Raw genomic sequence first — 13285 nt, 5'->3', positions numbered from 1 at the left:
AGTGGGTGTCCCGTCGAGGGACCGAGGACCCGTAAGGTTCAACAAGGAGACAGCAGTGTCAGATATACCGTCCAATACGGCCGCACACCGATATCGCAGCGCCACACCGGTCATTCGCACCCGGATGGCCGGCTGTATCGGGCACGCCATCGAATGGTTCGACTTCTCGATTTACGCGAATTTCGCCATTTTCTTCGGTCCCCAGTTGTTCCCGTCGACGGATCAGCGCTCCGCGCTGCTCGCCGCGTTCGGCGTCTACGCCATCGGCTTCGTGATGCGGCCTGCGGGGGGCTGGCTGCTAGGCGCCGTCGCCGATCGCCACGGCCGCCGGACCGCGCTCGCCATTTCCGTCACCTTGATGGCGCTGGGTTCGCTCCTGCTCGCGGTATTGCCGCCCTACGCGGCGATCGGTCTCGCCGCCCCGGTCATCGCAACGATTGCCCGGCTATTGCAGGGGCTCTCCGTCGGCGGCGAGTTCGCCGCAGCCTGTTCGTTCCTTGCCGAGACAGCGCCGCCGAACCGCCGCGGATTTCACGGCAGCTTCCTGTTCTTCGGCACGGGCATCGGCTTGATCGCCGCCTCGGCGATCGCCTGGGTGCTGAACCGCGCGCTCACCCACGAGCAGATGCTGCATTTCGGATGGCGCATCCCGTTCCTGATCGGTGCGTTTGGCGGCCTGTTCGGGTACTGGCTGCGTACGCGCGTCGAAGAAACCGAAGCGTTCCGGCGCACCGCCACGCGCGCCAAGGAACGCAAAGGCTCGATCCGCATTCTGTTCACGCAATACGCGAAGCCAACGTGGACGCTCATCGGCACCAGCATTCTCGGCGCGTTCGCCTTCTATCTGTTCATTGTCTACGTGCCGGTCTACGCGATTCACCGCGCGGGCGCGGAACCGGCGACCGCCTACGCGGCGAGCACGTTGAGCCTGATCGCATTCACCGCGGTTCAACCGCTCTTCGGCTGGCTCTCGGACCGCTTCGGGCGTCGTCCGCAACTCATCGTGATGGCGGCGCTCTATACGCTGTTCGTCTACCCCGTCGTGCTCTCCGTGGGCAGCTCATTCTGGTCGATCGCTCTGGTCGAGATGTTCGGCATCGTGGTGTACGGCCTCTATACCGCGATTGCGCCAGCGCTCATGGCAGAGCTTTTCGGCGCCGAGATCCGCTCACTCGGTATCGGGCTCCCGTTCAACCTGGTCGTCGCGATTCTCGGCGGCACGACGCCCTATTTGATGACGTGGCTGCAGGGCCGCCAGCAGGAATACCTGTTCCTGATCTATGTCTGCATTGGCTCGGCAATCAGCCTCTTCACCTATGTGCGGATGAAGGAGACGCGTGGCATCGCGTTAGATTCGGAGCGCTGACACCATGATCGACGCATTGCACACGCGCCTTTCGCGCGCCGCGATCACCACGCAAGCTGACGAGTGCGCGCTGAGCCACATCGATCTGGGTAGCGGGGCCCCGCTTCTGTTGATCCACGGCGGCCACGGCGGTTGGTACCACTGGCTGAAGAATATTGAAGCCCTCTGCGCCCACTCGCGCGTCATCGCGCCTGATCTGCCGGGCTTTGGCCGCAGCACCGGCCCTGTGAGCAACTTCTCGTTGCAAGTGGCCGCCAGCGAGCTGTTTGCCCTGCTCGACAGCCTTGGTATCGGTACGATTGACGTCGCGGCGTTTTCGTTCGGCGCATGTATTGGCGCACAGATGGCGGTGCAAATGCCGCATCGCGTGCGCTCGCTTGCCGTGGTCAATCCGGCCGGAATGGGCCCGGTTTCAGCACGGCTCGCCGACATTCAACATGAAGCGGCGCGGGTCGCGAAATCGCATGGCCTCGAGCAAGGCGTGCGTATTTCACTCGAGCAAATCATGCTATGCGACGCCCGCCTCGTGACAGAGGACCTTTGCAGACTCACCGCCGACCATGTGCGGGCGACGCGTGTGCAAACGCGCGCCATTGCACGGACTCATCCCACGCGCGCCCTTTTCGGGCGCGTGCGCGCGCCAATGTGGCAGGCACTCGGCTCACAAGATCCCCACCAGCGCCATGCGCTTGAACAGCGGGCTCGCTATGTGCAGTCAATATCGGAATGCAACACCTCGTCGATTTGCCACGCCGCTCATTGGCTGCAATTCGAAGCGGCGCCGTGGTTCAACGACAACCTGACTGCCTTCCTCGACCGCATTCGCGCGAGGCAGCGCACACCCAGTTCCATCGATACCGGACTCCAGACATGATTCTCGACACCTTCGCAGACTACGTCGCCACACAAGCGGAAGTCGATTTGCCAGCGTCCACCCGTCATGCGGCAAAGCGCGCACTGATCGACTGGTTCGCGGCGCTCCTGCCAGGCACGCTCACGGCACCCGCCCTGCAACTGCGGCGCGCGCACAGCGAGGAATTCGGCTTTGCGCGTTCGAGCTTGCCGGGCGCCGGGGCACGCACGTTCCCGGCAACTGCCGCCTGGATCAATGGCAGTACCTCGCACGCCGTGGAATTCGACGATATCTTCCGGGACGCCGTCTACCATCCGGGCTGTCCAACAGTGGCCGCAGCACTCGCGCTAGCCGAAGACAGAAACGCAAGTGGCGACCAGTTGCTCAAGGCGATTGTTGCGGGCTACGAAGTTTCAACGCGCATAGGCGCCGCGGTACAACCCGCTCATTACCGCTTCTTCCATACGACAGGAACGGTGGGATGTTTCGGCGCCGCCGCAGCGGGTGCGCTTCTTGCCGCGCCCGGTTCCAGCGACACGGCGCGTCATGCAATGGCGACGGCGGCGACCTTCGCGTCGGGCCTCCAGCAGGCATTCCGCTCCGACGCCATGACCAAAGCCCTGCACGCCGGCCACGCTGCCGCTGTGGGCGTGCGTGCGGCACAGGGAGCGGCCGCCGGACTGACCGGCGTGACCGACATCCTCGAAGGCGCAGCGGGCTTCGGAGCCGCATTGTGCGACTCGCCGAGCTGGGACGGCGTAACCGACGGCCTGGGCGTGCGATTCAACATCGAGCACATTACGCAGAAAAATCACGGTTGCTGCGGACATACATTCGCCGCCATCGACGCGCTGCTCGAACTGAAGCACGAGCACGGCTTCACGGCCGGCGCGATCCGCAATATCACCGTGCGCACGTACGGTGCGGCGCTCGAGGTGGCCGGCATTCGCGATCCGCGAACGGCCTTTGAGGCGCGTTTCAGCCTGCCCTACGTCATGAGCCACGCGGCGATATACGGCTCGGTGCGGCTCAGCGCTTTCGAGCCCGCACGGCTTGCCGAGGCGCCGCTGCGCGCATTGATGGAAAAAGTCGAACTGGTCGCCGATCCGGCGCTAACAGCCGCATTCCCGAAACAGCGCGCAGCGCGTGTGGCCGTGACGCTCGACGATGGCCGCATGGTCGAGACTTTTGCTCCTTATCGCCGAGGCGATCCCGAAGCTCCGCTCACGGACGCCGAACTCGACGCCAAGTTCACCGAACTGGCAACGCCGGTCATCGGCACAGCCGCTGCGCGAGCGCTGCTCGATCAGCTCTGGCGCATCGACGAACATCGTGTCACCGATCTCGCACTTGCCAGGCTCGTTGCATTGCAAGCGTAGCCCCCCCATCACTCTGCCATGCCTTCGATCTTTGGCATGGCAGAGATTTCGTCCATGAGCCACGAGCGAAATGCTGCGATCTTGCGCGACGGCCTGCGGCCTTCGGCAACCAGAAGGTAATAACCCAGCTTTCGCTTCACCGGGCGGTTGAACGGACATACCAGCGCGCCCGAGGCGATATCGTTGGCGAGCAGACGCGTTTGCCCGATCACCACGCCGAGACCCTCGATCGCCGCCTGATAGGCGAGCAGAGAGTTCTGAAATCCGCCGCGCTGCTGCTTCACGAGCGCTTCGAGATCGCTGCGCCCCACGGCGCGCAGCCAGTCGAACCAGTCTTGACGCCGATAGCGCGACTGGAGCAGCCGGTGTTTCGCGAGGTCCGAAAACGTCTTCAGCGGCGGCCCGTCACGCAACAACGCCGGGCTGCAAACAGGCTCGATGACATCGTCGAACAAATGCTCGCTCTGGATGCCAGGCCAGTTGCCGTCGCCGAACTGGATCGCCGCATCGGCCTCGACTTCATTGAAGTTCATCGGCGCAACGGTCGTGCTGATCTCGACGGGAATGTTGGGATAGCGCTGCTCGAAGCGTTGCAGGCGATGCATGAGCCACTTCGCTGCGAACGTGGTGTAGACATTGAGCCGCAGCGCCTCGCCCTCCGCACTCCCAACGATGCTTTCCGTTGCCGCCGCAATGGCGGCGAACGCCGGCCCCACCGCCTTGTGATAAGTCGCGCCCGCCTTCGTGAGCCTCACGCCGCGAGGCTCGCGCTCGAACAACGTGACGCCGAGATATTGCTCGAGCGTGCTGAGCTGCCGGCTCACCGCCGAGTGCGTGACGCACAGCTCGGCCGAGGCCTTCGTGAGGCTGCCAAGACGCGCAACGGCATCGAATACGTGTAGCGGGTTGAGCGGAGGAACCGTGCGGGACATAGCTGACTATCCGGGAATTGGTGTTCCAAAAACTCACATCAACGTACCGTATGCGAAGTAGTGTGTCAATCTCGCGGCGGGAATAATGACCTCACGATGAACACGTACCTGGAGACGAAGAGGAGAACCATGGACTTCCAGTTCACTGAGGAGCAAACCGCCTTTGCAGACGCCGTGCGCCGGTTCGCGAAAGACACGCTTGCGCAAGGCGCGCTGCGGCGGGCCCACGAACCCGGCTACGCGTTCGACGTAGCGCGGCTACTGTCCGAACAGGGCTTGCTCGGCATTACGATGGACGAGGAGGACGGCGGCCAGGGCGGAACGTTGATGGACGCCGTCATCGCGATCCAGGAAATCGCACTGGTCTGCCCCAAGAGCGCGGACGTCGTGCAGGCCGGCAACTTCGGTCCGATTCGCACTTTCGTCGAGTATGCGAGCGCGGAACAGAAGCGCCGCTACCTCAAGGATCTGCTCAGCGGACGCAAGGTCATCGCGCTCGGCATGACCGAGCCCGGCGCGGGTTCGGCCGTCACCGAACTGCGCACCTCCGCGCGCGAAGAAGGCGACGAGTACGTCATCAACGGCACGAAGATCTTCTCGACACACAGCCCCGAGGCCGACCTCTTCCTGATTTACTGCCGCTTCGGGCCGGGAACGGGCAACATCGGCTCGGTTCTGATCGAAAAAGGCACACCTGGATTCACGGTCGGCAATCCGTCCTGCTTCATGAGCGGCGAACCGTGGTCGCAGTTGTACATGGAGGAATGCCGCATTCCGGCCGAGAACGTCCTGCTCGGGCCAGGCGGCTTCAAGAAGCAGATCTCCGGCTTTAATGTCGAGCGCGTAGGCAATGCGTCACGGGCTCTGGCCCTGGGCCGTCACGCGTTCAATCTCGCGCGCGAGCATGCTGCCATGCGGGAGCAGTTTGGCCACCCGTTGTGCGAGTTTCAGGGCATTCAGTGGAAATTCGCCGATATGGCACTCAAGCTGGAATCCGCTCAATTGCTGCTCTACAAGGCCGCAAACGTTGCGCGCGGCACGCTGCCGTCGCCCAACGACACGGCGCTTGCCAAGCTCGCATGCAACCTGGCCGGCTGGGAGGTCTCGAACGAGGCGCTTCAAGTGATGGGTGGCATGGGCTACAGTCAGGAGTCGCTGGTGGAATACTGCGTGCGACGAACGCGCGGCTGGATGATTGCTGGTGGATCGATCGAAGTACTCAAGAACCGTATCGCCGAAGGCGTGTTCGAACGCCGTTTCGACCCGCGCAAGTGAAGGGACAACATGAGCATGAATGAGACGATGGAGCCGACTCCCCGCACTGCCGTACGTGACATATCCCTCGCACGCTGTGTGCTGGCGCCCGAAAGCGTCGCGCTGATCGGGGCATCGGACGACCCGGCAAAGACGGCGGGCAGACCGCTGCGCTTTATCCGGCAGGCGGGCTACGAAGGGCGCATTTACCCGATCAACCCGAACCGCGACGTTGTGCAGGGGGAACGCGCCTGGCATCGTGTCTCGGATCTGCCCGAAATTCCGGAGCACGCGTTCATCCTCACGCCAACGGAAGCCGCAATCGACGCGCTCGAGGCATGTGCGAACTTCGGCATTCCCGTGGCCACCATTCTCGCCGCGGGTTTCTCTGAGACGGGCCCGGACGGCGCAGCACGCGAACAGCGCGTGCGTGACATCGTCGCGCGCACGGGCATTCGTGTTCTCGGGCCGAGCGGTCTCGGTATGGTGAACGTGCGCACCAAGCTCGCATTGACGGCCAATGCCGCTTTTGCCGAGCCGGATCTTCCTGTTGGCGGCGTGTTTGTGGCCTCTCACAGCGGCAGCATGATCGGCGGCCTGCTCTCGCGCGGCAAAGCCAAAGGCGTTGGCTTTGCGGGTCTGGTTTCCGTTGGCAACGAAGTCGACCTGAGCGTTGGCGAAATCTGCGCCGCAACGCTCGACGACCCCGCCATCACCGGCTACATGCTCTTTCTCGAAACGCTGCGTCATGCCGACAAACTGCGCGCCTTCGCCCTGGCGGCGGCCGAGCGCGGGAAGCCCGTCGTGGCCTACAAACTGGGGCGCTCCGCGGCGGCAGCAGAGCTTGCTGTCTCCCACACCGGCGCGCTGGCCGGCGAAGACGATGTTGCCGACGCGTTCCTCAAGGATTGCGGCATCGCTCGCGTCGACACGCTCGAAGCATTTCTCGAAAGTCTCCCCCTGCTCCGGCAAATGCCGTTGCCCCGCTCCCGCGAAGCTGCGCGCGTGCCGCGTGTCGCGGTGGTGACCACGACCGGCGGCGGCGCGGCCATGGTGGTCGATCAACTGGGTGTTCGCGGCATCGATGTCGTGCAGCCCCGTGAAGAAACCTTCGCGCGGCTCGCGAGTGCGGGCGTGGACGTGTCCAGCGGGCGCATCGTCGACCTGACACTTGCGGGCACCCGTTATGACGTCATGAGCGCCGCGCTCCGTGTGCTTCGTACGGCACCGGAATTCGATCTCGTCATTGCCGTCGCAGGATCTTCCGCTCGCTTCGCACCAGAACTCGTGGTTCGCCCGATTATCGATAGCGGGACGGCTGACCCGGCGTTGCTCCCGCTGGCCGCGTTTGTCGTGCCAGAAGCGCCGGAGGCGCTGCTGCGACTGACTGAAGCGGGCGTGCCGTGTTTTCGGACCCCTGAGGCTTGCGCCGATGCCATCGCCGCCGCAGCATCGAGACGCGCGCCGAAGCCCTTCTCGCGGCAAAACGCGGAGGAGAAAAGCACTACGAAATATGAGGATGCCTTACTGCTCGACGAGCTCGTGGCGTACGAGCAGCTCGCTCGAGTGGGTGTTGCGCATGCACCGGCATCAGCCATCTCAGTCAGCGAAGCCGCAGCGTTGCCCGAAGGTCTTGCCTACCCGCTCGCGGTCAAAGTTCTCTCTGAGCGGCTGCCTCACAAGACGGATGTTGGCGGTGTCGAACTCGGTATCAGCGACGGCGCCCAGTTGCGCGCAGCAATTGCTCGCATTGTCGAGAACGTGGGAAAGCACGTGCCCGATGTCGCGGTCGAGCGCGTCCTCGTGCAACCGATGACCCGGGGCCTCGGCGAGGCGCTGATCGGCTATCGGCTCGATGCGCAGGTGGGCCCGGTCGTCATGCTCGCGGCCGGCGGCGTCTATACCGAGCTTTACCGCGATCGAGCGTTGCGGCTGGCGCCCGTCGATTTCGACGAAGCACGGGCGATGGTTGCCGAAGTCAAGGGACTGCGCGCGCTCGAGGGCTATCGAGGCAAACCACGCGGCGACATGGATGCTCTCGCCAGAGCGGTGGTGGCCATGTCTCGACTGGCCACCCTTCCCGATGTTTGTGTCGTCGAAGCCGAAGTCAATCCCGTGATGATCAGGCGTGAAGGCGACGGCGTACTGGCTGTCGATGCGTTAGTGCGCATCAAACAATGAAGCATGGCGCGCGTGACGGGCGTTCAGACGCACCAGGTTTTCCCGCCTGGTGCGCCCGAGCCAGGCAAAGTCGCCAGGCGCACGTCACAGCTCCATACTGACGCCTCGCCGGAACAGACGGGTGTTGACAAGGTAGTAGACAACTCCGGCCGCTAGCCAGGCCAGGCCGATCGCCTTTGCTCGCCAGTCCATCAGGAACAGGACGTAGCCGATAATAAAAAGGCCAATGAGCGGGAACACCAGATGGAGCATCCATCGCTTCGATCGCTGCCGGATCATGAAGTGATTAATGACCGACAGATGCAGTACGAAGAAACCCGTCAACGCGCCAAAGTTGACGATGCTGCTGAGTTCATCGATCCGCCCGAGGAAAGCGAGGCCGACCACAAGCGACACAACCGCGACGAGAATCGTGCTCACGTAAGGCGTCTGGTACTTGGGATGAACCTTGGAGAGCACGTGTGGCAGCTTGCGATCACGACCCATCGCGAACAAGATCCGCGAAATGGCCGCTTGCGCGACAAGCGCGTTGGCAATGCCCCACGAAAGCGCCGTGGCCCAAATGGTCGCGTAGCGCAGCGCGGGGCCGCCTGCAATCGCCGCCGTGTCATAGAACGCCCCATCGGTACTGGAGAACGTCGTTCCACGCGCAAGATCGACCGCAACCCACGTCTGCAGGATAAATAGCGAGCCCACCACCAGCAGGGCCCAAAGCGATGCCTTACCTACGCTGTCAACCCCGTCCCTGCTCTCCTCGGACAAAGTAGAAATGCCGTCGAATCCCAGAAACGAAAGGACCGCGATCGATACGGCTCCGACCACCACTGACACACTGAACTTGTCCGCATCGTAGAGCGGTTTCAATGTGAGACCCGTGGGATGATCGCCCGAATAGAGTGCAATCAGACCCAGCACGATAAACACGGCGAGGATGATGCCTTCAGCCACGAGGATGTACCGGTTCGCCTTCGCGGTGAACTCTACGCCAACGAAGTTGATCAGCGTGTTGATGCCGATAAATCCCACTAGCCACAGCCAGTCCGGCACTTGCGGGAGGATCGGCCGCAGCGCCTCGGCGCTCACGAGATACAGAAGCGCCGGAACGAGAATATAGTCAAGCAGGATCAGCCAGCCCGAAAAGAAGCCAACCGTCTCATGAATGCCACGTTGGGCGTAGGCGTAAACCGAGCCAGCAACCGGGAATGCCCGTGACATCGCCCAGTAACTCATGGCGGTGAAGAACATCGCGACCATGCCAATCAGATAGGCGAGCGGCACCATGCCTCGCGCGTCCTGATAAACGTAGCCGAAGACACCGAATGGCGCGATTGGCACCATGAAAATCATCCCGTAGATGACCAGATCCCAAACGGTGAGTGCGCGCTTGAGCTCCTGCGTATATCCGAATTCTCTTTCGATTGACATAGTGTTTCCTAGAGGACGATTCCGAGCTGCTCCGCGATCGATTTGGGCAGTGCGTAGCGGCATGTTTTCTGAGGGTCAACGACCTGACAGATTTGCAGATCGCCGGCGACTGACAGCAAATTGACTGCGTCATCTGTCGAGAGCCCCGTCTCACCTGCAATGAAGCTGACCATATTGCGCGCAGCCAGATTGGCTGCGTCATCCAGCAAACGAGCGGATGCGATCGTATAGAGGGTGTCCGCCGTCTGGGCCATCGGTGTCGGGAGCACACGGTCCCTGAGCACTGAAATGCTGACGGTGACTTCGCCGGCTATCTCCATCCCGCAAACGGAGACTTCGCCGTCTCCCATGGCGGCATGCAAATCGCCCAGTGCCAATAGTGCGCCGGGCACGTTGACTGGCAGATAAAGGGTCGTGCCTTCAGTGATGATCTTGCAGTCCATGTTTCCGCCGTGCGCGTCCGGAACGCCGCATGACACTGAGTCACTGGACGGGGCCGTGCCGATGACACCGATCATCGGGTTGAGCGGCACGCGTACGCCTTGGGGCAGCGTGCCGAAGCCACCTTCCACGGGAATCACGCGGATCGACGGCGCCGTGATCTCATCGCCGCAGACTCCGAGGCCCGGCGCCGTCATCATGACCGCCTGCTTGCCAAGTACGATTCGTTCGATCTGAACGGCGAGGACGTCCCCCGGTTGCGCGCCGTCCACATAGACCGGGCCCGTCGCCGGATTGATGCGACTCCAGTCGAGCCCGGTGTACGGTGTGTCGGCGGATCGGATCTGATCCTCGAAGCAATCACAGGTCTCGAATACGACCCGCTCGCCGTCCTTTACGGTCAAAGCGGGAGCGTTCCCCGGGCCCATTGCATAGATGAGGTGGTTTCTGCTAACTCGATGCACAACGATTCCTTTCTCTTTCATTTCTCAACGGGCGATAGCGCCTATTAGCCAAGCAAAGTTAGACGTATATAGGATTACTGATTACCGAGGCCTCTCTGGTTCCGTTGCCTTCCGGCTCGCCCTCAGTCGTTCATGATGACGCGAGGCGCACGGCGGCTGCGTGACGGAGAATTTCCTCGCTCACCTCGACGATGCTTCGATGCGTGGCCATTGCGCTCGAACGCAGCCGTTCGTAGCCTTCTTTCTCGGTGAGGCTGTGTTTCCCGACCAGGTATGCAACGGCCTGCGCGACGAGCGGATAGCCCTCGATCTTTTTCTGCAGCCCGGTGTTTCGCGCCTGCAGTGCGCTAATCCGCTCGCCGAGCGCAAACGCCATCATGAGTGCGGTATAGACCGCGCCCTGCGTGATCGGCGGATGCAGCATCGCCGTGGCGCCGAGCGCCACACCGCGCTGGATCTGCGAAAGCGTTTCCTGGCGCGTCAACGCACAGATCGGCACGCCCTGTGCACGCAGGCGCTCGGCAACGGATGGACTGTTGAATGTGTCCAGTTCGACGATGGCGGCGAAGCAATCGTCGATTGACGCTGGCGTGTCGCCGTGCACGGTGAACCAGCGGATACCGAGCCGCTGAAGACTCTTTTCGAGGCTGGCCAGATGGCGTTCGCTGCAGTCGACCAGCGCGACGCGCTGGTGTCCGAAGTCTGGTGCGTTGATGGTCGGCTTCATTTCACGATTCTTAAACGCGGGCGGGTCGAATCGACCGACAAGCTTTCGAAGGTTCTCAAGTCGGTTTGGGTCAGATACGGGTCCGCCTCGATCGGATGAGGTTCGGTGTGAACGATGCGAAAACGGTTGCCCGCGAGTTCGGCGATATGGCAAGGCAGCGCACCGTGGTTATTGCGTGAGCAAAGCTGGATCGCGCCGATTGAGGTTGCAACAGGCCTCTCATAGAGCCAGGCAAGCAACTGGCCCGGGTCGTCGTTGCCACACGCCGCACGCGCCTCTGCAAAGAGTTCGATCGAGACATGCGCGCCGGTGTAAAAGTGGGACAGCCGCATTTGCCCGTGCCCAGCGTACTGCCGCCGCGTGAATTCCGGCGCGGACTCTTCGAAAAACGGACCGGCCGTCAGGAGCGACAGCGCCTCCAGCGGACCGATCTTCTCCAGTTCGGCTTCCGTCAGGTCGTAACTGAGCACGGGCAGGCGCAGTCCGAGGCGCTGGCTCGCTGCATCGAGCGTTTGCAGGAACGCATATGACGACTCGCCAACCAGATTGTTGAGAACGAACGCGGGCGGACGGACCAGGAGTGCGTCGACGAGTTCGTCGATACCCGTGGTCGAACCAAGGTGCAGATAGCGTTCGCCCAGCACCTCGCCGCCCGATATCTGCAGCACTTCGCGCGTAATGCGGTTGCTCTCCCAACCCCAGACGTAGTTCGAGCCGATCAGGAAGGCGGTTTTGCCGTATGCGTGCAGAGCGTATCGCAGCAGGGGCAGCAGAGCCTGATTCGGCGTGGCGCCCAGATAAACGACGTTTTCGTTGCTCTCGAAACCTTCGTAGGAACAGGAATACCAGAGCAGCGCGCCGTGCTGCTGGAGGTCGGGAATGATGTCCTTGCGGCTCGCAGACGTCGATGCGCCGAAGATATGCCGCACGCCCTGCTCGAGCAAAGCGGCCGCGCCGTCGCGATAGGCTTCGGCCCCGCCTCGCGGATCGTATTCGCGCGCGCACAAACGGAATCCATAACGGCCCGAGCGGTTGATACGATCGATAGCATGCCTCGCACCGGCGAGCGAGCTGCGGCCCAGGCACTCGTAAGTGCCTTTGCTCGACCATAGCAATCCAATCGGAACGTCTTCAAGCGTCAAGTTATTGTTCTCGCAATAAAAAAAGCCTGAACCGCCATTCATGGCAGGTTCAGGCTTCGGTGCCTGTTTCAGCGAAACAAAGTCTTAAAGGCCTAACGTCGCCATGCTTTGCGTTTTCAGCTATTCAGCAAAATCGTTGCTCACGCAACAACGCGAGCGGATGATAAAGCAAAAGCGCGAGTGTATCCAATAGGAAATAACCCTTCCCGCAGGCAGCACATTCGGGCGGCCCCTCCAGCTTGCGCTCAGGCGTCGGACGACTCGGCCTTCGCACGCGCAGCCCGCGGCGGCTTTGCCGGATTTGCCCGCTTTGGCGGCTTTGCCACTTTGGCGCTCGATGCCGCAACCGGGACCGCCCCGCCGGCATCCGCGCTGAGCAGCACGCCCGCCGACACGATATAAGCCGCCGCGCTTTCGATATCGCCGCGCAACGCCGCGCAGGCCGCGTCGCCGTCGCCCTTGCGCAGCGCGTCGAGCAGCTTGTCGTGGTGCTTGACGGCAACGCGCTCGCCCACGCGCTTCGAACCTGAGCGCAGGTCGTAGTTGAGAATCGGCCCGATGCGCAGCCACAGCGTCTCGATCATCTGCAGCAGCATGGGCATGCGCGCCGCTTCGTAGACGGCGAAGTGAAACGCCTGGTTCATCGCGATCACCTTCGCACCGTCGGGCTTCGCCTTTTGCATTTCTTCGGCAAAGCGTTCGTGCAGCGCCTGCAGGCGCGACAGGTCTTCTTTCCCGATCCGTGCGGCCGCCTGTGCCGTTGCGAGGCCCTCCACGTTCACGCGGATCTGCGTGATCTCGCCGAACTGGCTGATGCTCATGGTCGATACGCGCAACGCCCGGTTGGGTGTGAGCTCGAGCACCTGCTCGGCCACCAGCCGGTGCACCGCCTCACGCACCGGCATCACGCTAACGCCAAGCGCCGTTGCGATATTGCGCAGCGAAATCTGCTCGCCCGGCATCATCTGGCCGGTAATCAGGAGTTCGCGCAGTTGCGCGTAGACGTCACGGCTGAGCGTTTGGCGCGTCAGCGGGGTCACGAGTTCGTTCAGAGCCATGAGCAGATCATAGCACATAGGGTATGCCCGATATGAGATCTGTGATCACAGTTATAACATTCA

General features: G+C 62.4%; 11 protein-coding genes. 5 read left to right on the top strand and 6 right to left on the bottom strand.

Annotated elements, in window-relative coordinates:
- The first annotated feature begins 55 nt into the window (after positions 1–55).
- The 3 genes from U5A57_RS26160 to U5A57_RS26150 are packed head-to-tail and all read left to right on the top strand — an operon-like array spanning position 56 to position 3598.
- A complete protein-coding gene (locus U5A57_RS26160) occupies positions 56–1366 on the top strand; it encodes an MFS transporter (RefSeq protein ID WP_321914529.1) in 1311 nt (436 codons plus the stop codon).
- A gap of 4 nt (positions 1367–1370) precedes the next feature.
- A complete protein-coding gene (locus U5A57_RS26155; RefSeq protein ID WP_321914528.1) occupies positions 1371–2240 on the top strand; it encodes an alpha/beta fold hydrolase in 870 nt (289 codons plus the stop codon).
- Positions 2237–3598, top strand: coding sequence for an MmgE/PrpD family protein (locus U5A57_RS26150; RefSeq protein ID WP_321914527.1), 1362 nt, complete (start codon positions 2237–2239; stop codon positions 3596–3598). The genes U5A57_RS26155 and U5A57_RS26150 overlap by 4 nt, the downstream gene beginning before the upstream one ends.
- Before the next feature lie 8 nt (positions 3599–3606).
- Here the strand turns inward: U5A57_RS26150 and gcvA are convergent, their stop codons facing one another.
- Positions 3607–4530 (bottom strand): transcriptional regulator GcvA, encoded by a 924-nt coding sequence (gcvA, locus tag U5A57_RS26145; protein ID WP_321914526.1) that lies wholly within the window; start codon positions 4528–4530, stop codon positions 3607–3609.
- A gap of 129 nt (positions 4531–4659) precedes the next feature.
- On the opposite strand from gcvA, the gene U5A57_RS26140 reads away from it, so the two are divergent.
- Positions 4660–5805 carry an acyl-CoA dehydrogenase family protein gene (locus U5A57_RS26140; RefSeq protein ID WP_321914525.1) on the top strand — a complete coding sequence of 382 codons (1146 nt, stop codon included), beginning with the start codon at positions 4660–4662 and terminating at the stop codon, positions 5803–5805.
- Positions 5806–5814: 9 nt separating this feature from the next.
- Entirely contained in the window at positions 5815–7965 is a 2151-nt protein-coding gene (locus tag U5A57_RS26135) for an acetate--CoA ligase family protein (protein ID WP_415774664.1), read from the top strand.
- Between the two features lie 84 nt (positions 7966–8049).
- On the opposite strand, the gene U5A57_RS26130 is transcribed toward U5A57_RS26135, so the two are convergent.
- The 5 genes from U5A57_RS26130 to U5A57_RS26110 form a co-directional block, all read right to left on the bottom strand.
- Positions 8050–9390, bottom strand: a complete 1341-nt coding sequence (locus U5A57_RS26130) for an APC family permease (RefSeq protein ID WP_321914524.1) — start codon at positions 9388–9390, stop codon at positions 8050–8052.
- 8 nt (positions 9391–9398) lie between these two features.
- Positions 9399–10235: an acetamidase/formamidase family protein gene (locus U5A57_RS26125; protein ID WP_321914523.1), complete on the bottom strand. Its 837-nt coding sequence runs from the start codon at positions 10233–10235 to the stop codon at positions 9399–9401.
- 190 nt (positions 10236–10425) lie between these two features.
- Entirely contained in the window at positions 10426–11022 is a 597-nt protein-coding gene (locus U5A57_RS26120) for an ANTAR domain-containing response regulator (RefSeq protein WP_321914522.1), read from the bottom strand.
- Positions 11019–12164, bottom strand: coding sequence for a transporter substrate-binding protein (locus tag U5A57_RS26115; protein ID WP_321914521.1), 1146 nt, complete (start codon positions 12162–12164; stop codon positions 11019–11021). Before U5A57_RS26115 ends, U5A57_RS26120 begins: the two co-directional genes overlap by 4 nt.
- Before the next feature lie 245 nt (positions 12165–12409).
- Positions 12410–13222: a GntR family transcriptional regulator gene (locus U5A57_RS26110; protein WP_321914520.1), complete on the bottom strand. Its 813-nt coding sequence runs from the start codon at positions 13220–13222 to the stop codon at positions 12410–12412.
- Positions 13223–13285: the final 63 nt, after the last annotated feature.

This window comes from Paraburkholderia sp. J11-2, from assembly GCF_905220185.1.
Taxonomy (GTDB): Bacteria; Pseudomonadota; Gammaproteobacteria; order Burkholderiales; family Burkholderiaceae; genus Paraburkholderia.
This window is presented reverse-complemented; position numbering and strand designations above follow the sequence as displayed.

Coding starts and splice junctions, on each gene's coding strand:
- U5A57_RS26155 (WP_321914528.1), top strand. CDS start 1,371: ATGATCGACGCATTGCACACGCGCCTTTCGCGCGCCGCGATCACCACG.
- U5A57_RS26150 (WP_321914527.1), top strand. CDS start 2,237: ATGATTCTCGACACCTTCGCAGACTACGTCGCCACACAAGCGGAAGTC.
- gcvA (WP_321914526.1), bottom strand. CDS start 4,530: ATGTCCCGCACGGTTCCTCCGCTCAACCCGCTACACGTATTCGATGCC.
- U5A57_RS26140 (WP_321914525.1), top strand. CDS start 4,660: ATGGACTTCCAGTTCACTGAGGAGCAAACCGCCTTTGCAGACGCCGTG.
- U5A57_RS26135 (WP_415774664.1), top strand. CDS start 5,815: ATGAGCATGAATGAGACGATGGAGCCGACTCCCCGCACTGCCGTACGT.
- U5A57_RS26130 (WP_321914524.1), bottom strand. CDS start 9,390: ATGTCAATCGAAAGAGAATTCGGATATACGCAGGAGCTCAAGCGCGCA.
- U5A57_RS26120 (WP_321914522.1), bottom strand. CDS start 11,022: ATGAAGCCGACCATCAACGCACCAGACTTCGGACACCAGCGCGTCGCG.
- U5A57_RS26110 (WP_321914520.1), bottom strand. CDS start 13,222: ATGGCTCTGAACGAACTCGTGACCCCGCTGACGCGCCAAACGCTCAGC.